Consider the following 23,538-nt stretch of genomic DNA (forward strand, 5'->3'; position numbering starts at 1 on the left):
ACCCGATCAGCGGTGATGTCAAGATCGTGTGCAGGGCGTGGTCAGCCGTCGGCAGGCCATCCCGGGGGCTGGCTGCATCGGGTCGCCTCGACGGTGTGTCGTGATGAGCGTGAGCGGATCCTCGTCCACCGGCGGTCGGAGCAGGTGGCGCGCTTCCCGGGGCTCAATGAGGTCGTCGTCGGTGGCGCCGTGGATGTCGGCGAGTCCTATGAACAGGCCGCGGCGCGAGAGCTGGCCGAAGAGCTGGGCATTCGTGTGCTGCCGCGCTTGCTGTTCACGTGTCTCAACCGCAGCGGTTTGAGCCCTCACTGGCTCGGCGTGCACGAAGCCGTGATGCCGGACACCACCCCTGCCTGACAACCCGTCTTGTCGACGACATAGCGGCCCAGAGGTCGGTTCCACGGTGCCCCGCAGAAGCGCCCTCGGTGTAGATCCTCACTCGTAGACCCGGGCCGTCATCACCATGTCCCCGACGAACTTCCAGCTAGGTGATTCGGGAACCTCCTCCCCGGTTCTCGCGAACCACCCGGGGCAGTCGTTCAGCCAGGCGGCCCAGGCCTCCAGGAAGGCGGGCAGGGAATCGTTCTCCCAGTCATCCGGGTTCGCCGTAAGGTCCTCGGCGGCCAAGCGCAGGAAGGCCACCAGATCCTCTCTGGTGCGCACCTCGCGCGCCCTGTCCGCCAGCACTGCCGCTATCTCCTCGCAGGCGTTGCGCGAACGCGAGCCGGTGGAGTCGCGGACGAGCGTCGTCTCCAGCGGTGCTGTCAGCTCATCGGGCAGCAGGACGTCCCTTGGCGGGACATGACCTCGCAGCGACGACGTGCTGTCTGAGGGGACGGCTGGAGCCCGGCGGCGGGTAGCGCGTCTATGCGCCTCAGGGGCTCTCCGACGTGTTCAACGTCGTGGTCCGCAGTAACGGGTGGAGCGAGCCAGCACCCATGGGTTGTCGTAGATCATCCGCGCTGGTGTTCTGCGCGGTGTGAGCGCGGGGTTCAGTGGTCCGTATCGCTCTCCGAGCGGGGCGAGGAGTAGTCCGGTGACTTCGTCGGTGGTCAGGTGTGTCGCGCAAGCGAAGGCTGTGACGTGCTCGTCGTTGAGGTCGGCACCACGGGGCCGTGGCGCACCGACCTCACCGATCGGGAACTCGGCGACGAACTGCGCGCCCTGCAGGGAGCCGTGTACTGCTTCGTGGCCGCACTGACCATGATGCGCGACTGCCCCGTTCAGCGCCGCTTGGTCTCCAGGAATCCTGCGATGCGTTCAATGGCGTACTGGAGGTCCTTGACACTGGGCAGGGTGACGATGCGGACGTGGTCGGGTTCTGGCCAGTTGAAGCCGGTGCCGTTGGTGATGAGGATGTGGGTCGCCCGCAGCAGCTCGATGACGAAGGCTTGGTCGTCCTGGATGTCGTAGAAGTCGGGGTCCAAGCGGGGGAAGAGGTAGAGGGCGCCCTGGGGCTTCACGCAGGTCACGCCCGGGATCTCGGACAGCAGTTGGTGGGCGACGTCGCGCTGTTCCCGTAGTCGGCCACCCGGCAGAACGAGGTCGTTGATCGACTGGTGGCCGCCGAGGGCTGTCTGGATCGCGTGCTGGGCGGGGACGTTGGCACACATCCGCATGTTGGCCAGCAGGGTCAGGCCCTCCAGGAAGTCCGTGGCGCGCTCGCGGGCGCCGGTGACCACGACCCAGCCGGAGCGGAATCCGGCGACGCGGTACGCCTTGGAGAGGCCGCTGAAGGTCAGGCACAGAATGTCCTGCGCGAACGTCGCCGCGTGTACGTGTTGTGCGCCGTCGTAGAGGATCTTCTCGTAGATCTCGTCGCACATGAGGACGAGGTCGTGCCTGGTGGCGAGGTCGACGAAGCCGCGGACGGTCTCCTCGGAGTAGACCGCACCGGTCGGGTTGTTCGGGTTGATCAGCACCAGGGCCTTGGTGCGGGGGGTGATCCGGCTCTCGATGTCGTCGAGGTCGGGGTTCCAGGCGTCCGACTCGTCGCAGCGGTAGTGAACTGCCCTGCCACCGGCCAGAGTTACGGCCGCGGTCCACAGCGGGTAGTCGGGTGAGGGGACGAGGATCTCGTCGCCGTGGTCGACCAGGGCCTGCAGGACCAGCGAGATCATCTCGCTGACGCCGTTGCCGATGAAGACGTCCTCGACCGTGACGTCCTTGAGGCCCTCCTCCTGGTAGAAGTTCGCGACCGCGGTGCGGGCCTGGAAGACCCCGCGCGAATCGGAGTAGCCCTGCGCCTCGGGAAGGCTGTGGATCATCCCGGTCAGGATCGACTCAGGGGCCTGGAACCCGAACACGGCGGGGTTGCCGATGTTCAGCTTCATGATCCGGTGGCCCTCGGCTTCCAGCTTGTGGGCCTCCTCCAGGATCGGACCACGGACGTCGTAGCGGACGTGTCGGAGCTTGCTGGACTGAGTTACCTGGCGCATGTGCTCAATGCCGATTGTCCAATGACAATGCATTGACCATCGGAGAATTGTAATGTTACGTTCGCGCCATGACGCACAACTTCTTCGGGGCGCTGCTCTCGGTCAATGTCGGGCAGGCGGAGGCGATGACCGTCCAGGGGGAGACGATCATCACCGGCTTCGACAAACGCCCCACGGACGGCCCGGTCCGGGTCGAGGCGAGTGGGCTGGTCACTGACGACCACGTCGACGACGCCGACGATCTGGACCGCGCGCTGCTCTTCTACCAGCGCAGTTACTACGACAGCTGGGACAGCGAGCTCGGCCGCCGGCTGCCTCATGGCACCTTCGGCGAGAACCTGACCATCGAGGGTCCCGCGGACGACGAGGTCATGCTCGGCGACGAACTGCGCATCGGCGACGTCCGGCTGCGGGTGACGCAGCCACGCATCCCCTGCCGGAAGATGGCGGTCCGGCTCGGCGAGGAGGACTTCCCGACCCGCTATCTGCGCAGCGGACGGGTCGGCTTCTTCTGCAGCGTCGTCGAACCCGGTCTCGTACGCCCTGGCGACAAGATCGAGCTGCTGCACCGCGGCGAGGACGACATGTCCGTGGCCGACCTGGCCCGCGTAATGCATCTGCAGCGACCTGGCGTCGAGGAGCTCAGCCGCGTGCTGGCCTGCTCCGCGCTGCCGACGGCGCTGCGCACCAAGGCCGAGAGACTGCTCCGCCGCGCCCAGGGAGACGACGCGTGGTCCGGCGACCGTGCGCTCCTCGTCACGGCCCGCCGCCAGGAAGCGGCCGAGGTGGTCTCGTTCGACCTGGCCGACCCGGACGGCACGCGCCTGCCGGACTTCGAGGCGGGCCAGTTCCTGACCCTGTCGCTCGATGTGCCGGGCGCCGACAAGCCTGTCGTGCGGACGTACACGCTGGTCGGGCGCAGTGCGGACGGCCACGGCTACCGTATCGCCGTCAAGCGCGAGCCCGCGCCGGCCGCGTCGCCGGATATCCCTGCCGGGGTCGCCTCCGGGCATCTGCACGCACAGGTCGAGGAGGGGGCGCAGCTCCTGGCCCGCTCGCCGCGCGGGCGGTTCGTCGTCCAGCCCGGCGACCGGCCGGTGGTGCTCATCAGCGCGGGGATCGGGATCACGCCCATGCTCGCCATGCTGGAACAGCTCGCCGAGCGCGAGCCGGGACGCCCGGTCCTCTTCGCGCACGGGGCCCGCTCGTCGCACGATCTCGCCTTCGGCCCCCAGGTGCGCCGCCTGGTCGCGTCCGGTGAGCAGCTGCACAGCCATCTGATGTTCAGCCGTCCCGGGTCCGAAGACGTCCTCGGACGGGACTTCGACGAGGCCGGGCGGCTCACTCCCGCCGCACTGGAGCGGAGCCTGCCGTCGCTGGAGGCTGACTACTACATCTGCGGGCCTGCCGACTTCATGGAGGACATGGTCACCGGCCTGACCGACCGGGGCGTTCCCGCCGACCAGGTGCACTTCGAGTTCTTCGGGGCGGCACGGTCGTTCGGCGACGGGGCCGGCGATGCCGCGGAGGCCGGTCCGGTGGCGGTGGACGCCGACGGGCGGCCGATCGTCGTGACTTTTGCCCGTTCGGGGATCGCTGTCGAGTGGCGGGAGAACACCTTCAGCCTGCTCGCGCTGGCCGAACAGGCCGGTCTGCGCCCCGAAGCCTCCTGCCGCACCGGGCTGTGCGGGACCTGCGTGTCCAGGATCGACGACGGCGAGGTCGAGTACGCGATCGACCCGATGGACGGCGTGCAGCCCGGACAGGTAACAGTGTGCTGTGCTCGTCCCACCACGAGCGTCATGATCGATCTGTAGGAGTGATCGATCTACACCAATGGGAGAGTGATGTCGGCAGACCCCAGCCTGTTCACGGACCTGCTGGACGAAGAAGTCCAGACCGGACCGGTCTACCGGCGCATCGCGGATGCGATTGCCACCGCCGTGACGACCGGCCGCCTGGTGGCGGGGGACCGCCTGCCGACCCACCGTGAGCTGGCGCGTGAGCTGGGCATCGCCGTTCCGACGGTGAGCCGCGGGTACCGCGAGGCCGAGCAGCAGGGGCTGATCAGGAGCACCGTCGGGCGAGGCACCTTCGTCTCGGGCGTCTCGGGCATTCCCCACCTGCGGGACACCCCGGCTTCGGCGCAGTCGGCCTCCGGGCAGCCGGCCGGTACCGGACGGCTCGACATGGCGGTCAACGCCCCGGCCAGGGGCATGCACGAGGAACTGCTGCGCCGGGCACTCACGGCGGTGTCGACCACCGGCGACGTCGGCGCGCTCCTCGGCTACGCACCCGACCTCGGCAGCTACGAGCACCGCCGGAGCGCGTGCAGGTGGCTGGCGCGCAGCGGTCTGGATGTCGACCCCGGGCAGGTGGCGATCTGCCACGGGGGCCAGGGCGCCCTCCTCGTGGCGCTGGCCACGTCGCTCCGGGCCGGCGAGGTGCTCCTCACCGAGGCGCTGACGTATCCCGGGGTCAAGTCCGCGGCGCAGCTGCTGGGCATCAGGATGTCTGCCGTCGCCATGGACACGGAGGGTCTGATCCCTCAGGCGCTGGAGGAGGCCTGCACATCCGGTACGGCGCCACGAGCTCTGTACTGCATGCCCACGGCGCACAATCCGACCGCCATCACCCTCTCCGCGCGGCGACGGCAGGCGATCGTCGACATCGCTCGCCGCCACGACCTGCTGATCATCGAGGACGACGTCTTCGGACTGCTGCTCCCGGACACGGACACCGACGTCACCCCGCTGGCCGCCCTGGCACCCGAACGCACCCTCTTCCTCACCAGCCTGTCGAAGACCCTCGCGCCGGGGCTGCGCTGCGGTTTCCTCGCCGGACCGCCACAGCTGGCCGACCGCCTCGGTGCCCTCAACCGCGCGACCGTCTTCAACCCCTCGCCGCTCTCCACCGCCGTCGCCATGCGCTGGCTCGACGACGGCACCGCGGACCGGCTGCTCGACTGGCAACGCGAGGAGATGGCACGCCGACGAGCGGCGGCCGAGCAACTGCTGGGCGGGCACCGGGAGATCAGCCACGTCAGGACCGCCGCGCTGCACGCCTGGGTGGAGCTGCGTGAACCATGGAGCGCGTCCGAGGTGGTCGCGCTCGCGGACGGCCTGGGCATCTCCATCAGCCCCACGGTGTACTTCGGCGCCGGAGACCAGGCCGGCCCCCGGGGGGTCAGGCTGTGCTTGGGCAACGCCCCCGACGTCCCCACCCTGACCACGGCGATCCGCACCCTGCTCGACGGCCTGGACCGCGGGCCGACCTGGGCCTCGGGCACCCACGTCTGACGGCTCCTCACGCGCACTCGGACCGAAAGACCAAGGAACCGGAGACCGACCAATGCCTCGCGAACATGTCATCGACGGGAGCCGCGTCCACCACGCATGGGACGCCTCCCTGGAACCCACCCTGCGCACACAGCCGGGCGACGTCGTCCACTTCGACCTCAAAATGGCAGGCCACGGGCAGATCCGCCAAGGAATCTCCTACGAGCACACCACCGCCGACTTCACCATGCTCTACCACCTCCTCGGCCCGATCCACGTGGAAGGAGCACGCCCGGGCGACGTGCTCGAAATCGATATCCTCGAACTGACCCCCGGCGCGTGGGGCTGGTGCGCCGTACTCCCGCAACTGGGCCTCCTGCCTGAGGACTTCCCCGATCCCTTCATCCGTTACTTCGACCTGAGCGCAGGCGACCTCACCGAGCTGGTTCCCGGCGTACGCATCCCGATCAACCCGTTCCTCGGCGTGATGGGCACCTTGCCGGACGACATCGACACCGCCTCGGCGTTCCCCCCCCCCGCACAAAGGAGGCGGCAACGTCGACACCCGGCACCTCACCCAAGGCGCCACGCTGCAGTTGCCCGTCTTCCGCGGCGGCGCGATGTTCTCCTGCGGCGACCCCCACGCGGCACAGGGCGACGGCGAGGTGTGCGTCAGCGCCATCGAAACCGACATGACGGCCACCCTGAGATTCAACGTCCGCCACCAGACGCTCGCCACACCCCGCTTCACCGTCCCGGCATTCTCCGGACCGCAGGCAGACACCGACGGCTACTACGGCACGATGGGCATCCACGCGGACCTGATGCAGGGCGCCAGAACGGCCGTACGCGGCATGATCGACCTGATCGTGGAGCAACACGGCCTGGCACCCGAGGACGCCTACGTGCTCTGCAGCCTCGCCGGAGACCTCCGCATCTTCGAGATCGTGGACGCCGGGGTCTGGAACGTCGGCTTCACTCTGCCGCGCTCCTTGTTCGAGGCAACGGGATGAGCCAAGGCGCGGCCGTTGCGGCGACCGGCTGACACCGCATCCTCCCTTCACGAAGCTTCCTTCTCTGTCCTTACGACATTTTCGAGGAGTCCCCATGTTCCGCGGCCTCAGTGCCTTCCCCCTCACCCCGACCAGCGAGGACGGCATCGACGAGAAGGCGTACTCCACCCTCGTGTCCAGACTCGCGACCGCAGGAGTCGACTCGATCGGCGCCCTGGGTTCCACCGGCGGCTACGCATACCTCTCCCGTGAGGAACGCGCGCGGGCGACACGGATCGCGGTCGAAGCGGCCGACGCCACCCCGGTCATGGTCAGCATCGGCGCGCTGCGCACCTCCCAGGTCCTGGCGCTGGCCGAGGACGCACAGCAGGCCGGGGCCTCCGCCGTGCTGCTCGCCCCGATGACGTACCAACCCCTCACCGAGGATGAGGTCTTCGGCCTCTACGAGGACGTCACTCGCGAGCTGTCGGTGCCGCTGTGCGTGTACGACAACCCGGCCACCACCCGCGTGCACTTCACCGACGAACTGCATGGCCGGATCGCCCACTTGCCCGCTGTCGCCTCGATCAAGATTCCAGGAGTACCCGACGATCCGGCCTTGGCAAAGGCGCGAGTGGACGCACTGCGGGCGCTGGTTCCCGAGACGGTCACCATCGGCGTCAGCGGTGACTGGGCGGCCGCGGGTGGCCTGAACGCCGGGTGTGACGCCTGGTATTCGGTCATCGGGGGGCTGTTCCCGCAGACCGCTCTCGCCCTCACGCGCGCCGCCCAGGCAGACGACGCAGCCGAAGCCACAGCTCTGTCCGAGGAGTTGGAGCCGCTGTGGGCACTGTTCCGCCGGTACGGGAGTCTGCGCGTCGTGTCCGCCGCCGCCGAAGAGCTCAGTCTGGTCGGGGAGCCGAATCTGCCGCGTCCGCTGCGCGGCCTGGACACGGCCGCACGCCAAGAGGTGGCAGCCGCGCTGAACTCCCTCGGCCTCATCGCCTGAACGAAGCGTCTCCACCATGACCCGACAGCACGCCCCGCCTACACAAACACTGCCGACACGTCGCCGCGGTCCGACGACCGCAACCGGAACCTGCGGGCGCCTGCTCACGGGCGGCATCGGCAGCCGACTGCCTGCCATCGTCGGACCGGGGCCGAACCTCCCATGAACAGCCACGTTCCGAAGAACCGCATGCGTGCAGAACACCCGTGCAGAACACCCTGGAGATCACGGATGAATGAAGTACGGTCACGCGAGGCAGAGAATGTCCGGCAGGCGTGGGGTCGGGTCACAAGGTGGCTTGAGCGGAACGCCCCCAAGAACGCGGCTGCCCTGTGCGGACCTGCAACACCGAAGATGATCACCGATGCCGAAGCAAGTCTCGGCGTGAGCTTCCCGCAGGAAATGTGGACGTGGTTGCTGACCAACAACGGCGTGCGAATGGCCGACGATGACGCAAGCGGCAAATTCGCCGGCCCGTACAGCAGCTTCCTTCCCTCCAGCTGGCACCTGCTGTCCGTGGAACAGATCGTGCAGGTGTATGAATGGCGCACCGAGCTCGAAGCAATGGAGCCGTCGCCTTACCCGGACCGCGAATGCCTGGGATGGCACCGTGACTGGATCCCCTTCGCCGTGGAGACGGACTGGCTCTACGGCCGGTTCATCGACACCGGCACAGGCATGCTGGGACGATGGAGCGACGGTGACCTGAACCAGTTCGAAACCCATGACTCACTGGCGGAATACTTCCACTCCCTCGCAGACGAGATGCGCAGGCACGGGAAGGCCGAGGACGGCCGTCTCGCCTGGTGAACTCGCACAAACACGTGTGGCCCCGAGCTGAGTCAGTCACTGACATCCGAGTCGGATGGATGCCGCGTAGGTCCCGCAGGCCGACCACACCCCTGCGCAGCGGTTCGACGAGATGCCGCGCGGCGGCCACTGCGTCTTCGACGGCGAGGTTGATGCCGATTCCGATGCCGATGCCGAAGACCGGTGACATCGCGTGCGCCGCGTCACCGATGCACAGCAGTCTCGGGCGTGCCGGCGCCGGAGGCGGTCGAGCCGTACGTCGAGCATCTTCACTTCGTCCCATGACCGCAGCGCACTGCCCGTACTCCCCACAGTCGATCATCGCGGTGAGGATCCGGTCGCCTGCGCCTCCCGCAAGCCCGTGCGGGTCGCCCTCCCGCCGTGGCAGCCGGAACCACCAGGCGTCCATGGGGCAGGTGAACTGCCGCAGTCGCAGTTCGGGCCGCGACCGGGCCAGCGAGCCCCACCGTCGCAGGCCACCGTGAGGGTGGCCCGCAGTTCGCCGGTACGGCCGTCGGACGTGCGGTACTGCACCCCGGTGACCCGTCCGTGCTCCACCAGGAAGGACGTCGCCTCGGTGTACATCCGCACGGAGAAGGACGGCTCCTTTCGGGCCTCGTCGGCAAGGAGGTCGAGCAGGTCCCATTGCAGCACCATCGCCACGTAGTTGTACGGGCCCGGCAGCGCGCTGAAGTCCGAGACGCTGATCAGCGAACCGTCAGCGCCGAGCGGCAGCTGGACCCTGGTCACCCGACGTTGCTGCAGACGGGCGAAGCGCTCGGCCAGACCGAGGTCGTCCAGCAGCGCCAGGGTCGAGGGATGCACTGTGTCGCCGCGGAAGTCGCGCAGAAAGCCGCCGTGCCGTGCTTCTCCAGGACCGTGACGGCCACGCAGGCCCGGGCCAGCAGCAGTCCGAGGACCATTCCCGCGGGGTCGCCGCCCACCACGCAGCACGTTGTCCGCTCCATCGCAGCCTTCCCTTCGGTGACATCCCCGACCCAAGCTATTCGGGCATATAGCATCAAAAATGAACAACTTCGCCGTGTGGGTTCGTGCGTGACGCCCCTGGAGGCCTGATGAGCCAGCAGCCGGTCCTTCTGCCCTACGCCGATCCGGCCTTCATGGCGGATCCCTTCCCGCTCTACCGGCAGCTGCGCGAGGACGGCCCGGTACGGCGCGCCGTCATCGCCGGCGGCGTCGAGGCATGGTTGGTCACGCGCTACGAAGACGGCCTCGCAGCCCTGTCCGACTCACGACTGAGCAGCGACGTACGCGATGCCTCGGACCCCCGGCTCCTCGAGCGGCTGCCGGCCACGGAGCGCGAGTCGATGCTGCGCACCATGCTCCGTTCCGACCCGCCCGACCACACCCGCCTGCGCCGCCTGGTCTCCAAGGCGTTCACCGCCCGCAGGGTGGCCGAGCTGCGGCCCCGCGTCCAGGAGATCACCGACCGGTTGCTCGACGCGATCGTGCCCGTCGGCAAGGCCGACCTCGTCGAGGACTTTGCGCTGCCGCTTCCCGTCACTGTGATCGGCGAACTGCTCGGAGTGCCTGTCGCCGACCGGCACGACTTCCAGCGGTGGACCGACGACATGATCCTTCAAGGAGGCGAGCCGCCGGACCCGGCCCGGATCGACCGAGCCTGGCGCCAGATGCGCTCGTACCTGACCAGACTCCTCGAGGAAAAGCGAGCCCGGCCCGGGGACGACCTGCTCAGCGCGCTGATCGCCACCCGGGACGAGGAACACCGGCTGGACGAGGACGAGCTGATCGCCATGGCTTTCCTGCTGCTGGTGGCCGGATACATCACCACGGTCAACCTGATCGGCAGCGGCATCGCCGCGCTGCTCGCCCACCCCGACCAGCTGAGGATGCTGCGGGACGATCCGGAACTGCTGTCCGGTGCGATCGAGGAGTTCCTGCGCTACGACGGACCGGTCAACCCCGGCATCGCCCGGTTCGCGCGCGAGGATGTCGCCATCGCGGGAGTGACAATCCCGCGCGGAGCGACCGTGCTGGTCGCCTCCGCCATCGCCGACCGCGACCCGGCGCAGTTCCCGGACCCCGACCGCCTGGACATCACCCGGCAGGACAACGCGCACCTCGCCTTCGGACACGGCATCCACTACTGCCTGGGGGCGCCGCTGGCCCGGCTCGAGGGCCAGATCGCCATTGGAACCGCCCTGCGCCGCCTGCCCCACCTCAGCCTGGCCGTGCCGACCAGCGAACTGCGATGGCGCTCCGGCGGTCTGCGCGGCCCCGAACAACTGCCCGTCACGTTCACCTCCGACGACGACTTCGGCTGACACCCCGCCGCCGCACGTGCAGCACGCCCTATGGGCTCGCAGAGAATCAACATGTTGCTTCCCGTGCTGGGGCTCATTGACGTGCTATGCGCGTCCCTGATGAGATGCGTGGTCAACTCGCTGTGTGATTCGGGGTGTTGTTCCCGCATCAGGACGAGCGGCAACGTCGGTTGTTGAGGGGCGCGGAGGCCCGGATTCTGGGGCATGGCGGGGTCCGGGCGGTTGCGTGGGCGGCCGGGGTCAGCGAGACCACGGTCCGATAGGGCGTGGGCGAACTCGAGGAGGGCGAGGCGCCGCTGGGACGGGTGCGCCGGCCTGGTGGCGGCCGCAAGCGGGCCACGGAGATCAATTCCGGGCTGCGTCCCGCGCTGTTGGCGTCGGTGGAACCGGATGTGCGGGGTGATCCGATGTCGCCGCTGCGCAGGACGACGAAGTCGACCCGAAACCTTGCAGCCGACTTTGCCCGCCAACGGCACAGGGCGAGCGCGGACATGGTCGGTGACCTGCTGAGGGAAGAGGGCTTCAGCCTCCAGGCGAATGCCAAGACCATCGAGGGCACCCAGCATCCCGACCGCGACGCCCAGTTCCGTTACATCAACGACCAGGCCACGGACCACCTGGGCGCCGAGGATCCGGTCATCAGCGTGGACACCAAGCAGAAGGAGCTGGTCGGCGACTACAAGAACGCCGGACGCCAGTGGCGGCGGCCGGGAGAGCCGGTGCGGGTCAAGACACATGACTTCCTCGACAGGCAGGGACCAGGCAAGGCGATCCCCTAGGGAATCTACGATCTCGCGGCGAACACTGGCTGGGTCAGCGTCGGATGCGATCACGACACCGCCGAGTTCGCACTCGCCTCGATCCGCCGGTGGTGGCAGGCTCGCGGCCAGCACGACTACCCGCGGGCCACCCGCCTGCTGATCACCGCCGACGCGGGCGGCTCCAACGGCTACCGCACCCGTTGCTGGGGCGGTGCGCTCACCGGGCCGCCGTCCGCGCTCCATCTGGTGCGCACTTTGTTGCGGAAGAGGTAGCGGGCGTTCTCCACGTCGCCGACCTTGATCTTCAGCAGGTCTGCTATCTCATCGTGCGCATAGCAGTACATGGCTCGCCCACACCCGGGCCCGGACCGATGCCGGGCATGGTGCCGCCACCGGCTGAACGAGCCCGCCGCCTAATTGGCTCGAGACAAGCTCGTCGTCGTCACGCCGACGACGGCCAGTCGCGGTGCAAGCCTGCACATAGTCTATAAAAAGGTACAAATTTGAGATTAGCTCTGGAGGTGCACATGTCGATGGGGAACCTGCCCGAGGTGGTGTCGCGCGAGGAGTGGCTCGCCGCGCGAAAGGAGCTGTTGGCCAAGGAGAAGGAGCTCACCCGGGCGCGCGACCGGGTCAACGCCGACCGCCGACGGTTGCCGATGGTTCGGATCGACAAGCCGTACGTGTTCGAAGGGCCGAACGGGAACGTGGGCCTGCTCGACCTGTTCGAGGGGCGGCCGCAGCTGGTGATGCACCACTTCATGTGGGCCTACGACATCGATGCCGACGGTAGCGAGCACCCCCGCGACGCCGGCTGTTCCAGCTGCTCCTCCGCCGCCGACGGCATCGGCAGGCTGAGGCAGCTGCACGTCCGCAACACCACGCTCGTCGCGGTGACACGGGCGCCGTACGCGAAGCTCGCCGCGTTCCGTGAGCGGATGGGCTGGACGTTCCCCTGGTACTCCTCGGCCGGCAGCGACTTCAACTACGACTTCCACGCGACCGTCGACGATCGGCTCGCGCCCGTGCAGATCTTCCACCGCACCGAGGCCGAACTCGCCGAGGCCGGAATGCCGTTCACGGAGAGTATGCGCGGCGACTGGCCGGGCATCAGCACCTTCCTCCGGGTCGGCGACGAGGTCTTCCACACCTACTCCACGTTCGGCCGTGGCATCGAGGAGTTCCACAACGGCTACCACTACCTCGACCTCACCGCGCTCGGCCGCCAGGAGGCATGGGAAGAGCCGAAGGGGCGCGCGGTCCCACTCGGCCTGCACGTCGGCGGCCCCAACATGCGCTTCCCCGACGAATACGACACCTGACGATGCGGCCAGCCACAGCCCACTGACGGGAAGAACATCACTGCCGAGATTCAAAGAGCCCCGTCACGCTCACAGCGTTGCCAGTTCTCATCGATATTTTCGGGCCCCTGTGATCGCTAAGTGCTGCCTAAAACCGTCGACAAACGTTGCCCGCTCCTCGGCTCTGGCTCTCGTTGTATGGAGGGCTAACTGACCGCGATGTCAGCGGCGTGTGGTGGGGTGTCCGAACCGCTCTTCGCTGGCCAATCGAGGGACTCGATGTCCGTGTATCCGTCTCTGACCCATGCCCTGGCTGAGGCTCTGGTTGATGTCCTTTGGTTCATCGAGGGCAGTGAAGACGAGCAGATGGATCCGGACGATGCTGTCAAGGTCCTTGAGAGTGTTGCCCACCTGGTGAGCAAGTTGTCGGGTGCCCAGCGGCGCGAGTTGATGGACCTGCTCGGGACGATGGCTGAAGCCGAGACCGATCTGGCGCGGCGGGAGTTCCTGGAGGGGTTCCCGGAGGGCTTCGGACTCCTTGAGGATCAGACGTGACCTCCACATCATGAGTAGAGCAGGACACGTTTGCGGAGGAGGGCGAAGCCGGCGCGGCCGAACATCTGGAGCTTCCCCCCGCCCCCGCCGCAGCCGCAGCCGCGGCGTCGGCGTCGGCGTCGGCGCATCCTGGCTCCTGCACGGTATGTCCCCGGACGCCCGCCTCCTCAGCGTGGAAGCAGAGCCCGCCATCCAGGCCATCGCCGCCGAACACCACTGCGACGATCCGCGATCACCTTCGCCGCGATGGGCGCGGACCGGAGGTTGGACACCTGCGAAGGCCCACGCCTCGCGCTTGCCCAAGTCGACTGCCGCCCGGGCAAATTCCACCGGCTGCAGGACCTGAGCGGCCTGCTGGAGCCAGGCGGCCTGTACGAAGTCGACGACCTTTCCCACAGGCCACCTGACCGCCCGGCCACCAGCGCCGCGTCGACACCTTCCTCGCGCACCTGCCCGAAGGCTCCAACTCGCCTGCCACGCCGATGAGATGGGCCTTGCTGCTCGGTGCCCGCCCGTGAAGGTCTATCGTGGGCGGCATGTCGGCCCCTGAACTGATCCGCATCGTCTCCCGCGACTCGCCCATGGCGCTCGCCCAGGTGGAGCGCGTGCGCAGCGAACTCGCGGCGCTCCACCCGCACATCCGCACCGAGGTCGTGCCGGTCAAGACGACCGGCGACAAGTGGATGGGAGACCTGGCCCAGGTCGAGGGCAAGGGCGCGTTCACCAAGGAAGTCGACGCTGCCCTCCTCGCCGGCCAGGCGGACCTTGCGGTGCACTGCGTCAAGGACGTCCCCGCCGACCGGCCCCTGCCGGCCGGAACCGTCTTCGCCGCCTTCCTCAAACGCGACGACATCCGCGACGCTCTTGTCCACCCCACCGGGCTTACCCTCGACGAACTACCAGAGGGCACCCGCGTCGGCACCTCCTCCGTACGGCGCATCGCCCAGCTCGCCGCCTCCCACCCCCACCTGAACTGTGTACCGATGCGCGGCAACGCCAACCGCCGCCTGGACAAACTCGCCGCGGGCGACGCCGATGCCCTCCTCCTGGCCGTCTCCGGCCTCCAACGCATCGACCGCACGGACGTGATCACCGAGATCCTCCCGACCGAGGTGATGCTGCCGCCGATCGGCGCCGGGATCCTCGCCCTCCAGTGCCGCGAGAACGACACCGACCTGATCGACACGGCCAGCGGCCTCGGCCATCCCGACACCCACCGCGAAGCCACCGCCGAGCGCATGTTCCTCCACGTCCTCCAAGGCCACTGCAACTCACCCATCGCCGGATACGCCAAAGCCGAACGCAACGGTGAACTGTCCCTGCGCGCCTGCGTGTTCACCCCCGACGGCAAGACCGTCCTCAACGCCCACGAATGGGAGGGCCCTCTCGACCCGGCCACCCTGGGCACCTCGGTCGCTGTCGCGCTGCTCCGTCAGGGTGCACGCACTCTGATCGACTCCATCGCGCACTGACACGACAGGCCGGTCTCGCAAAACGGAGTCGTGGCCGGGCCGTCGTGGTGCTGCGGCCGTGATAAGCGCGGACACCCCGCTCGGATTCACCGGTTGCTGCTGGTGTTGTGGCCGGGTGCGGTGGGAGGGACCAAAATAGGCGCAGGCAAGTTCTCCAGGCTGGCTACGGCTACGCCAGAGCACCCCGTCCACGCCAGCTGCCCAGCACGGCCTGGCGCCCTGCCGACGGCCGTCGCCGATGCCCGGGCGCGAGGGTGTCGGTCGATGGCCAACTCCTTCTGCGTACGGGCAGGGACGCCGTTCGTCACTCGGCGGAGGCCCCGTGGCATCACCCACACCAACCGGCCGTCGGCCGTACGGTCCTGCAGCGGCAGGACTTGGGGCGGTGGACCGGCCGCGGTGATGGCCAGGCCGCCAAGGCGCCCTGCTTGTGGTCAGTGGCTCTCGCCATCACCACGGCCGCCGCAGACCAGCGCACTGAGCGCTGGCTCCCGCATGATGATGCGGAAGTGCTTCGCGGGGGCATACAGCGCCTCTTGGCGCTGTGGGTGCGGCAGGTGAACCAGGTGCGGGCGCCTGTTGTACGCGCTGCGCACGAGCCTCAGCGGGTTCGGCCCTCCCGGCTGGTCAAAAAGAAAAAGGGGGGCGTGCCCCAGGCGGTGACCTGGGGCACGCCCCGTGGACGCGGGCAGTGGCTAGTTCATCGCCTCGGCACGCCTCTGGTGGCCGCCCTCACGCCCTTCGTGACGGCCCTCGCGCCCTTCGTGGCCGCGGCGGTCGTCGCCCCAGGAGGGAGCGTGGCGGTCATTGCCCCAGGAGGGGGCGTGGCGGTCGTTGCCCCAGGAGGCGGTGTCGATGACGCGGGCGTGGTCGTTTCTGAGGGTGGCGGTGTCGGAGTGGTTGTCCCACACGTAGTCGCGGCGGTCCTGGTAGAGGTCGGTGTCGCTGTCGCGACCGATGCCGGTGTGGACGCGGACGGTTGCGTGGCCCTCCAGGCGGTAGTGGTGGAAGGTGTAGGTGTGGCCGTCCTCGGCGGACAGCGTCCAGCCGTCGAGGTTCACGCTGCGGCCGGAGGTGTTGGTGACGTCGACCCACTCCGTGTTCAGGGAGCGGTAGCTGCGGTTGTCGTAGCCCGGGGAGTCGTACTGCACGCTGCTGATCTCCACTTGCGGGCGGTCCAGGCGCACGCCGTTGTCGGCGGCGGCCGACGCGGTGGCCGCACCGACCAGGGCGCCGGCCGCCAGGGCGGCAGCGGCCACGCGACGGGCGGTGACAGACAGGGAAGCGGACAAGATTGCCCCTCGTTTCGTACTGGCGGACCCGTGTTCCGGCACGTGAGTGCCGCGGGTCTGGTGTGCGGGGTCCCGGCCCGGTGGCCGAGTGGCCCGCAATCTGCCGCCCCCGCCTGCAAATGTGGGCGAGACGTGAAGGGTGTTACGAATTGTCCATATTTCTGTAACTGTCGGCTGTAACGTCCATGTATGCAATGAACGCACCACATCGATGCACCGACAACTCCCCCCAACCGCTTCAGCGCTGACCGGGCCTCACCATCCGCCGGCGCGCGCCACCTCACCACCTGCCTCCTGCGCACTCGAAAGTGGGTAACACTCCCACGGCGGCCGCTGGTCAGCAGACTCGACACAACGAGATGGCGGGTCCGAACCGCGCCGGACCCCCGAGCTGTCGCGGATCCGGCCGGCAACCGCCCCCGTGCCCAGGCGAGCCTCGCGCGCCCCATCCCCTCCGACGCGAACGGACTGCCCTCCTCGCCGGAGTCCTTGCCTCCAACACCCACTCCAGCGAAGGAGTGAGGCCCCTGGCCACAGGCCTTCCCACGCAACACGCCCCACCGCGGCGCGACTTCAAGCCCCAGCGCCCGCACGCCGACACCGCCCACGACCTCCCTCACCCTGGAAAACGGCAAGGGGCCGGCACATTGGCCTGCGGACAACCGCAACGGCCTCGAGCCGGCCAACGTGGAGGAGTCGACGCCCCTGAGGAGCGGCCGCCGGAACGCGGTGCCCTCGCCCGGCAGACCAGCCGCTGAAGATTCGTCTGGGCAGTGCGGAACCGACGGAACTCGTCTGCCTGCGGATCGGGCCCGTGCGCAGACCGATCTGTGGCGGCGCCTGCATGCGTGACCTGTCGCCCGCCCACGGCGCCCGCTCTCCTGCGACCCCGGTGCTGCCGGCACGTATCGCGCGCCTGCCGGCTCACAGCGACGGCGCGGGTTGAGGCCGTCAACGTCGGCGGTCACCCGATGAGGCTGCGCAGCACGGGGCTGGAGTACAAGGCACAACGGTACGGGCGCACCTTCATCAAGGTCGGCCGGTTCGAGCCGACCAGCCAGGTGTGCTCAACCTGTGGCATCAAGGACGGGCCCAAACCCCTGCACGTACGCACCGGGACGTGCAGCGCGTGCGGCACCGTCCACGACCGGGACCACAACGCCGCGAAGAACGTCAAAGGGGCCGCCGGACTGGCGGTGACAGCCTGCCGAGCGCGGGTAAGACCAGAACCCCCGGTTCCGGCACAGCGCGAAGAAGCAGGAAGCCACGGAATCCGGCCCGTAGCCCGTGCCGCGTAGCGGCACGGCACCGGACCGGAAGGCCAGAATCTCCCTGCTTCAGCAGGGAGAGCAAGTCAACTCGGTGACCCCAGCCTCTGAATCAACACCTCTCCACGAGCTTCTGCGGGGCAGCACTAGGATCTTCGGCATGGCGAAGCGCAGGGTGCAGCGGCGGGCGCGGAAGATCCTGGGAGAGGAACCCGTGGCCTTGGTCTGGTGTGAGATCCACAAGCCCATCCCCGCACCGCCCAAGGACGTTCACCGTGCCGCGGGCAAAGGACGCCTGAAATCGCGCCACCACTGGTTGTTGTACGCCGGGGCCGTGGTGTTCTTCTTCGTGGTCGTGCCGATGATCTTGATCGACAGACTCGGCCGCAAACTGGACCAACTGCTGCGGTCGGGACGGGGCCAGAGCCATCAGACCGGACGGCCACAGACGACTCCACCCGACGCACAGCGCTCCGGCCGTGGCCGCTCTCGTGAGAGAGAGCGCGGGCAGGATCCGACCAACGGCGTCTTCGACGGGGACTGGAACCTGACCGCGGGCCAGCTGCTGCTGCGCTGGTACGGCCACTCGCCCAGCCCCAAGCGCCTGGTCATGCTGGCCCGCGACCGCATCTGCGTGGCCGCGTCCCCTCGCCGTCGACTGTCGCCGACCAAGGCCGACGACTTCCGGACCGTCACGGAGTTCACCCTCGACCAAGCCCGGATCGAGGGCGAGGCGGGCCAGCCGCGCGGGTACGCCACCTTCCGGCTCTGCTTTGCCGACGGGTCCTGGCTGGAGGTGGGCCGACTGGGCGAGCCGGAAGACGCCGATCACTTTCTGCGCACGGTCAGCGGCTGATCAACCCTTCCGGCCTGCCACGGCCGCTCAGTCCTCTTCTCCCTCGTCACCCTCGAAGACCCCGCCCCCGTCGACGACCGACGGAACCCTGCTCAAGCCCCAATCACGCTGAACACCCCTCCACGAACTTCTGCGGGGCAGCACGAGAGGGGGCGCGCGGCCCGGTAGCACCGACACTGCCGGGCCCCGCCGATCGTGAGGGCTGCGGTGCCTTGTCTCTCGCGGGTATGGCGTTTTCGAGGGGTCGGCACAGTGCGTCGACCGAACGTGCCAGGTCATGCGCCTGCTTGATCTCGCTGGTTCCTCTCCCTTTGCCGGGATCGGCCCGAGATCGGTTACACGGGCTTGCCCCCACTTCAGCCTGAGTCCCGTCGCGCGACTTCAGGGGCACCAACCCGCTGGGGGTGGCGCAGACCAGGGAGAAGGTGCTGTCCCGGGGCCGTCGAGTTGCCTCCGCGCTGTCGGGCGGTGTGCCGGACCAGCAGGAACCGTCCGATGGCCGATGCCGACGCGGTGACTCGCTGCAGTCCCTGTCCGGGATCCTGGCCTGCAACCATTTGCAGGTCGGCGTTGGCTCGCAAGAGAGGCGATTCCGTCAGATCCGTAGCCACCCGACAGCGATTCGGCAAGTGCAGACTGTAGGTGCAGCGGCTGCGATACCACTGACCGCGCTGTCGCGAGCGGTCCCCTGAACCACGCCCCTACGTCGGCCGGCCCGGCGACGTGCTGGGACTACAGCCGACGTGCTGTAACAACATGTGCGTACGCGGCTGAACCTTGTTTCGGTCTTCGGCCGGCGGTCGGTGCGGGGAGCGACACTCCCGTCAGCACCTGGGTCCGGTCGCGCCCTGCACTCCGAACCGAGAAGAATCGGACCATGAACTTCCGCAAAGGCCGGGCAATCTCCTGGCGCGGGCGGACCGTATATACGGGTATGCAGGGGTTCCGGTTCTCAGGGGGTCGCCTTCCGGACGAGGCTCTGCTGTCCGGACTGGCCACCGGTGACCCGGAGCTCGCCGTGACGTTCGTACGGAGGTTCCAGCACACGGTCTTCGGTGTCGCCATCGCCGTCATCGGGGATCCGCAGCTCGCCGAGGACATCACCCAGCAGACGTTCGAGCGTGCATGGCGTCATGCGCAGATGTACGACTCGCGCCGCGGCTCAGTGACGACCTGGCTGACGACCATCGCCCACAACCTCGCCATCGACGCCGTCCGCTCGCGTCGGCCGGAGCCGATGGCGCCCGAAGACCTCGACGCCATCCTGGGCGCCGTCAGCGAGACTCCCGAGCAGCACGCGCTGGCCGACGAGGTGTCGTCCCGGCTGCGGGCCGCCGTGGCCGAGCTGCCGCGCGAACAGGGCCGTGCCCTGGTGATGGCGGGTATCTACGGAATGACGGCCCAGCAGATCGCCGACCGGGAGAAGATCCCGCTGGGCACCGCCAAGACGCGTATCAGGACGGCGATGGGGAAGCTGCGGACCACGCTCGAGTCTCCGAAGCGAGGCAACCATGTCCAGTGACGTGACCTGCGAGAAGCTGCGGGAGGTCGGCGCCGAGCTGGCTCTCGGCGTACTGCCCGGCCGCGAGCGGGCCGCCGCGGTCGCCCATCTGGACCGCTGTGCGGACTGCCGGGAGTACATCGAGCAACTGACCCTCGTGGGCGACGGGCTGATCGGGTTGCTGCCCGGCAGCGAGCCGCCGGTCGGGTTCGAGACCCGGGTGACGCAGGCGCTGACGCAGGCGGCGTCGGCGCGCGAGGGGCGTCTGCAGGCCCGCCGGTCCGGCATCCCTCGCATGGGCCTCGGCGGCCGGGTACGACTGCGGGTCGCCTCCGCCGTGGCCGCGCTCGTACTCGCCGTCGGGTTCGGCGGCTGGGCGGTCGGCACCGTGATCGAGGAGGCCACGGCCGGCGCTTCCCAGTCCGCCGAGAGCGAGGCCGGCCTGTTGGAGGGAGGACTGACCTCGGCGCGGGCCCCCGGAAGGCCGACCGGTGAGATGTACGCCCACCCCGGGTCTCCGGGCTGGATCTACATGAAAGTCAACCTTGCCGCAGCCGGTACTCCGTACAGTGGCAAGGCCTCCTGCATGCTGGAGCACAGCGACGGCACCATGGTTCGCGTCGGCACCTTCACCTTGCATGAGGGCTATGGATTCTGGGGTGGCCCGGCCCCCGTCGACCCCTCGACGCTCTCCGGCGCACGGTTGACGTCGCCCGACGGCACCGTGCTTGCCATAGGTCACTTCAACACGGCCGACATGGCGTAACCCGGCAGGCTCGGAAACAGATGGCGCGTCCTGCGAGCCGCCGTGGTGGATCTCAGGTGTGCGCGACGCGGAGCCCCTGGCCCGGAAGCATCGCGCCGAAGGCTGCGGTCAGCTCGGGGACCGTGGGCCGGGCCGACGGGTCGTCCCGCAGGCAGCCGTCGATGGCCGCGGCGAGAGCCCGTGGCAGACGCCGCCGCGACGCGATCGGCGGGGCGCTTTCCTCCAGCTGCGGATACCAGTCGTCCTGGCCCCCTGCGGCGTTGTCGTCCTCCGCCTCCGCCTCCGCGGTCCTCGGGTTGTAGGGCTCATCAGCGATCTCGCCGCAGTCGAACGGCACGTCACCACTGGCCACCTCGTACAACGTGATGCCGATGCCCCACACGTCGGCCGCGGCCGACAGCCCTCCGCCGCGCGCCTGCTCCGGTGAGAGGTAGCAGAACGTGCCCACCCCGGGAGGAGCGAACCCGGGCGGCCGCGCCACGCTGAGGTCGAGCACCTTCGCGTGGCCGCAGTCGACCACGACGTTGGACGGCTTGAGATCCAGATGCAGCACGCCCTGACCATGCAGGTAGTGGATCGCGGAACACAGCTGCACTCCGAGCAGTGCCACGTCGGTGGCGGCCGGCCGGCGCCCCAACCGATCGATGAGGTGGGACAGCGTCTCCCCGGTCAGCGTCTCCAGGACGACGAGCGGCTCGGGCGACTCGAAGATCTCGTACGCGCGGACCAGGTGCGGGTGGGCGAAGGTCCGCAGCCACCGGCCCTCCCGCAGCAGTCGATCGCGCAGCCGCGTGTCGTCGCGGTGGTCCGGACGCAGCACCTTGATGACGCAGCGGCAGGCCCGTTCCTCGCTCCAGGAGTCGTACAGGTCCAGCCATCCCGTGCGCGCCAGGTGCCCCACGATCTCGTAGCCCGGAACCGGACGGGTGCCTGGTGCCAGGGGCGGGGCCGGTTCTGCCTGAGCATCGGTCATGACAGCACCGTTCCCTGTGACGAGGAGTCCGCCTGCGCGGGACCGGTCACGGCGTGCAGCCGGTGGAGCCGGGCGTACGTCCCTCCGTGTACGAGCAAGTCGTCGTGGGGCCCGGACTCGACGACCCGGCCGCGGTCGAGCACCACGATCCGAGTGGCGTCACGGACGGTGAGCAGGTTGTGCGAGATGACGATGGTCGTCCGCCCGGCCATGAGGCGACGCAGCGGGTCCATGATCCTGCGGCCCGACTGTACGTCGAGGCCGGTGGTCGGTTCGTCCAGGAGCAGTACGGGCGCGTCCCTGATCATCGCGCGCGCGATCGCCAGGCGCTGGCGTTGTCCGCCGGACAGCGTCCGACCGCTCTGGCCGACCATCGTGTCGTAACCCGCCGGAAGCAGCTGGATGAAGTCGTGGGCGTCCGCGGCGCGCGCCGCCGCGACGATCTCCGCCTCCGTCGCCTCGGGTCGGCCGTAGGCGATGTTCTCCCGCACCGTGCCGTGGAAGACGAGCGTCTCCTGCAGCACCACCGCGACGCTCTCCCGCACGTCGGACAGGAACAGGTCCCGCAGATCGCGCCCGTCGAGACGGACTGTGCCCTGATCGGGGTCGTAGAAACGGAGCTGCAGCTTCGCGACCGTGGATTTGCCGGCCCCGCTGGCCCCGACCAGCGCCAGGGTCTCGCCCGGGGCGACGTGGAACGACACACCGGACAGCGCCCAGCGCGCCGTGCCGGGATAGCGGAAGGACACGCCGTCGAACTCGACGTCGCCCCGCGCTCGGCCGGTCCGCCGGGCGCCGGCGGCCTCGACGACCTGGGGGCGCTGGTCCAGCAACTCGATGATCCGTTCCGCGGAGGCCGACGCGGCATAGAAGGTGTTGCCGAGGCGGGAGAGGTCGCGGATCGGGCTGTAGAGCTTGCCGATCAGCGCCAGGAAGACCAGAAGCCCGCCCAGTGTGAGCTGGCCCTGCGCCAGTTTCCAGGTGCCCAGACCCATGACGGCGAGGGCGCCGGACACCTCGATGATCTCGACGAGCGGTCGGTAGACGGCACGGATCCGCGCCGACGCCATCGCGGCGCGGAACTTGCCGACGTTCTCGCGCTCGAAGCGGCGCTCCTCCCAGCTCTGCCGGTTGTACGCCTGGACCAGGGCCACGTTGCTCAACGACTCCTCGGCGACCGCGCTGAGCGAACCGCTGCGGCGTCTGCGCTCCCGTGACGCCTCCTTGATCAGCCGGGAGAAGTGCCGGGCGGCGCGCCAGAACAGCGGCACGATGACGAGCGCGAGGAGCGTCAGGTCCCATTGGAGGTAGAGAAGGAGACCGAGGAAGACACCCAGACGGATCACCTGGTAGAGCGCGTCCGCGACACCGGAGAGCAGGAAAGTTTCGACGGCGTCCACGTCACCCGTGACACGCGACAGCACGTCTCCGAGCCGCCGCCGTTCGAAGAACCCGAGTGACAGTCCCTGGACGTGCTGGAACACGTCGGAGCGCAACGCCAGCAGGAACCGCTCGCTGACCCACGTGGACGTCATGTCGTCGGCGAACCCCAGAATGCCGGAGCCGACGATGAGCCCCAGGTAGGTCGGCGCGATCCAGAGGAAGGGTCTCAGATCTCGTGGGACGAGCACCTCGTCCACCACGATCTTGAAGAGCCACAGTTCGGCAGCGTCGACGAGGGGTCCGATCAGGCTGAAGAGGACGAGAGGGACGAGCCAGCGCCGGCGACCGCGAGTGTAGGGCCAGAAGCGCCGGAACACCTCGCGCGGGGGCAACGGTGGCGCGGCCGCCACCACGGCATCTGAATCCTCGCCCACTGACAGCAGACGCCGCAGAACGTGCCGCGGGATACGCACCATGGCATGGGTCCGTCGTGGCTCGACGACGGAGCGGACCGGGTCCTCCAGTCCCCGGTCCGCTCAGCCTTCAGTTGTCGTGACCAGACTTGTGATCGTCGGAG

19 protein-coding genes and 6 pseudogenes are annotated in these 23,538 nt (G+C 68.7%); 16 read left to right on the plus strand and 9 right to left on the minus strand.

The window, feature by feature from the left end; all coding sequences use genetic code 11:
• Nucleotides 1-28 precede the first annotated feature (28 nt).
• Nucleotides 29-342: pseudogene (locus ACZ4WS_RS31830) on the plus strand (NUDIX domain-containing protein); the annotation flags it as partial.
• Nucleotides 343-435: 93 nt separating this feature from the next.
• On the opposite strand, the gene ACZ4WS_RS31835 reads toward ACZ4WS_RS31830, so the two are convergent.
• Both ACZ4WS_RS31835 and ACZ4WS_RS31840 read right to left on the minus strand, forming a co-directional pair.
• A complete protein-coding gene (locus tag ACZ4WS_RS31835) occupies nucleotides 436-687 on the minus strand; it encodes a DUF7660 family protein (protein ID WP_467985969.1) in 252 nt (83 codons plus the stop codon).
• Nucleotides 688-1,223: 536 nt separating this feature from the next.
• Nucleotides 1,224-2,438 (minus strand): pyridoxal phosphate-dependent aminotransferase, encoded by a 1,215-nt coding sequence (locus ACZ4WS_RS31840; RefSeq protein ID WP_467985971.1) that lies wholly within the window; start codon nucleotides 2,436-2,438, stop codon nucleotides 1,224-1,226.
• A gap of 68 nt (nucleotides 2,439-2,506) precedes the next feature.
• On the opposite strand from ACZ4WS_RS31840, the gene ACZ4WS_RS31845 reads away from it, so the two are divergent.
• The 6 genes and pseudogenes from ACZ4WS_RS31845 to ACZ4WS_RS31870 form a co-directional block, all read left to right on the plus strand.
• Nucleotides 2,507-4,255: an MOSC domain-containing protein gene (locus ACZ4WS_RS31845; RefSeq protein WP_467985973.1), complete on the plus strand. Its 1,749-nt coding sequence runs from the start codon at nucleotides 2,507-2,509 to the stop codon at nucleotides 4,253-4,255.
• Between the two features lie 30 nt (nucleotides 4,256-4,285).
• Nucleotides 4,286-5,737, plus strand: coding sequence for an aminotransferase-like domain-containing protein (locus ACZ4WS_RS31850; RefSeq protein ID WP_467985975.1), 1,452 nt, complete (start codon nucleotides 4,286-4,288; stop codon nucleotides 5,735-5,737).
• Nucleotides 5,738-5,789: 52 nt separating this feature from the next.
• Nucleotides 5,790-6,212, plus strand: a pseudogene (locus ACZ4WS_RS31855) (acetamidase/formamidase family protein); the annotation flags it as partial.
• A 37-nt stretch (nucleotides 6,213-6,249) separates the two neighbouring features.
• Nucleotides 6,250-6,729 (plus strand): annotated as a pseudogene (locus ACZ4WS_RS31860) (acetamidase/formamidase family protein); the annotation flags it as partial.
• Nucleotides 6,730-6,823: 94 nt separating this feature from the next.
• On the plus strand, nucleotides 6,824-7,717 hold the full coding sequence (locus ACZ4WS_RS31865; RefSeq protein ID WP_467985976.1) for a dihydrodipicolinate synthase family protein: 894 nt from the start codon (nucleotides 6,824-6,826) through the stop codon (nucleotides 7,715-7,717).
• A 231-nt stretch (nucleotides 7,718-7,948) separates the two neighbouring features.
• Nucleotides 7,949-8,452: pseudogene (locus tag ACZ4WS_RS31870) on the plus strand (SMI1/KNR4 family protein); the annotation flags it as partial.
• On the opposite strand, the gene ACZ4WS_RS31875 reads toward ACZ4WS_RS31870, so the two are convergent.
• Genes ACZ4WS_RS31875 through ACZ4WS_RS31885 form a run of 3 tightly spaced genes read right to left on the minus strand, consistent with a single transcriptional unit; the run spans nucleotide 8,376 to nucleotide 9,549 of the window.
• Nucleotides 8,376-8,936, minus strand: coding sequence for an FAD-dependent monooxygenase (locus ACZ4WS_RS31875; protein WP_467985977.1), 561 nt, complete (start codon nucleotides 8,934-8,936; stop codon nucleotides 8,376-8,378). The pseudogene ACZ4WS_RS31870 and the gene ACZ4WS_RS31875 sit on opposite strands and share 77 nt — an antisense overlap.
• Nucleotides 8,846-9,352: an FAD-dependent monooxygenase gene (locus tag ACZ4WS_RS31880; protein WP_467985978.1), complete on the minus strand. Its 507-nt coding sequence runs from the start codon at nucleotides 9,350-9,352 to the stop codon at nucleotides 8,846-8,848. The genes ACZ4WS_RS31875 and ACZ4WS_RS31880 overlap by 91 nt, the downstream gene beginning before the upstream one ends.
• Nucleotides 9,274-9,549: an FAD-dependent monooxygenase gene (locus tag ACZ4WS_RS31885; protein WP_467985979.1), complete on the minus strand. Its 276-nt coding sequence runs from the start codon at nucleotides 9,547-9,549 to the stop codon at nucleotides 9,274-9,276. Before ACZ4WS_RS31885 ends, ACZ4WS_RS31880 begins: the two co-directional genes overlap by 79 nt.
• Nucleotides 9,550-9,603: 54 nt before the next feature.
• Between ACZ4WS_RS31885 and ACZ4WS_RS31890 the strand changes: the two genes are divergently transcribed.
• Together ACZ4WS_RS31890 and ACZ4WS_RS31895 are read left to right on the plus strand one after the other, a co-directional pair.
• On the plus strand, nucleotides 9,604-10,833 hold the full coding sequence (locus ACZ4WS_RS31890) for a cytochrome P450 family protein (protein ID WP_467985980.1): 1,230 nt from the start codon (nucleotides 9,604-9,606) through the stop codon (nucleotides 10,831-10,833).
• Nucleotides 10,834-10,967: 134 nt separating this feature from the next.
• Nucleotides 10,968-11,801: pseudogene (locus ACZ4WS_RS31895) on the plus strand (ISAzo13 family transposase); the annotation flags it as partial.
• Here ACZ4WS_RS31895 and ACZ4WS_RS31900 read toward each other — a convergent pair.
• A complete protein-coding gene (locus ACZ4WS_RS31900; RefSeq protein ID WP_467986309.1) occupies nucleotides 11,783-11,938 on the minus strand; it encodes a hypothetical protein in 156 nt (51 codons plus the stop codon). The pseudogene ACZ4WS_RS31895 and the gene ACZ4WS_RS31900 overlap by 19 nt on opposite strands.
• Before the next feature lie 183 nt (nucleotides 11,939-12,121).
• Here ACZ4WS_RS31900 and ACZ4WS_RS31905 point away from each other — a divergent pair, with 183 nt between their 5' ends.
• The 3 genes from ACZ4WS_RS31905 (at nucleotide 12,122) to hemC (ending at nucleotide 14,922) form a co-directional block, all read left to right on the plus strand.
• Complete coding sequence (locus ACZ4WS_RS31905) at nucleotides 12,122-12,916, plus strand: DUF899 domain-containing protein (RefSeq protein ID WP_467985981.1); 795 nt, start codon at nucleotides 12,122-12,124, stop codon at nucleotides 12,914-12,916.
• Nucleotides 12,917-13,174: 258 nt separating this feature from the next.
• Nucleotides 13,175-13,450, plus strand: coding sequence for a hypothetical protein (locus tag ACZ4WS_RS31910; RefSeq protein WP_467985982.1), 276 nt, complete (start codon nucleotides 13,175-13,177; stop codon nucleotides 13,448-13,450).
• A 536-nt stretch (nucleotides 13,451-13,986) separates the two neighbouring features.
• The gene (hemC, locus tag ACZ4WS_RS31915) at nucleotides 13,987-14,922 is read left to right on the plus strand and encodes a hydroxymethylbilane synthase (RefSeq protein WP_467985984.1); all 936 of its coding nucleotides are present in this window, start codon (nucleotides 13,987-13,989) and stop codon (nucleotides 14,920-14,922) included.
• A 695-nt stretch (nucleotides 14,923-15,617) separates the two neighbouring features.
• Here hemC and ACZ4WS_RS31920 read toward each other — a convergent pair.
• Nucleotides 15,618-16,214 carry a lamin tail domain-containing protein gene (locus tag ACZ4WS_RS31920; protein ID WP_467985986.1) on the minus strand — a complete coding sequence of 199 codons (597 nt, stop codon included), beginning with the start codon at nucleotides 16,212-16,214 and terminating at the stop codon, nucleotides 15,618-15,620.
• 992 nt (nucleotides 16,215-17,206) lie between these two features.
• Here ACZ4WS_RS31920 and ACZ4WS_RS31925 point away from each other — a divergent pair.
• The 4 genes and pseudogenes from ACZ4WS_RS31925 to ACZ4WS_RS31940 form a co-directional block, all read left to right on the plus strand.
• Nucleotides 17,207-17,512 (plus strand): annotated as a pseudogene (locus ACZ4WS_RS31925) (zinc ribbon domain-containing protein); the annotation flags it as partial.
• 130 nt (nucleotides 17,513-17,642) lie between these two features.
• Nucleotides 17,643-18,338 carry a hypothetical protein gene (locus tag ACZ4WS_RS31930; protein ID WP_467985988.1) on the plus strand — a complete coding sequence of 232 codons (696 nt, stop codon included), beginning with the start codon at nucleotides 17,643-17,645 and terminating at the stop codon, nucleotides 18,336-18,338.
• Between the two features lie 934 nt (nucleotides 18,339-19,272).
• Complete coding sequence (locus ACZ4WS_RS31935; protein ID WP_467986295.1) at nucleotides 19,273-19,860, plus strand: RNA polymerase sigma factor; 588 nt, start codon at nucleotides 19,273-19,275, stop codon at nucleotides 19,858-19,860.
• Entirely contained in the window at nucleotides 19,850-20,605 is a 756-nt protein-coding gene (locus ACZ4WS_RS31940) for a hypothetical protein (RefSeq protein WP_467985990.1), read from the plus strand. The genes ACZ4WS_RS31935 and ACZ4WS_RS31940 overlap by 11 nt, the downstream gene beginning before the upstream one ends.
• Nucleotides 20,606-20,657: 52 nt before the next feature.
• Here the strand turns inward: ACZ4WS_RS31940 and ACZ4WS_RS31945 are convergent, their stop codons facing one another.
• Complete coding sequence (locus ACZ4WS_RS31945; protein ID WP_467985991.1) at nucleotides 20,658-21,578, minus strand: serine/threonine-protein kinase; 921 nt, start codon at nucleotides 21,576-21,578, stop codon at nucleotides 20,658-20,660.
• Nucleotides 21,575-23,437, minus strand: a complete 1,863-nt coding sequence (locus ACZ4WS_RS31950; protein WP_467985993.1) for an ABC transporter ATP-binding protein — start codon at nucleotides 23,435-23,437, stop codon at nucleotides 21,575-21,577. The genes ACZ4WS_RS31945 and ACZ4WS_RS31950 overlap by 4 nt, the downstream gene beginning before the upstream one ends.
• Between the last annotated feature and the right edge of the window lie 101 nt (nucleotides 23,438-23,538).

It is taken from the genome of Streptomyces sp. NPDC029292 (genome assembly GCF_055569295.1).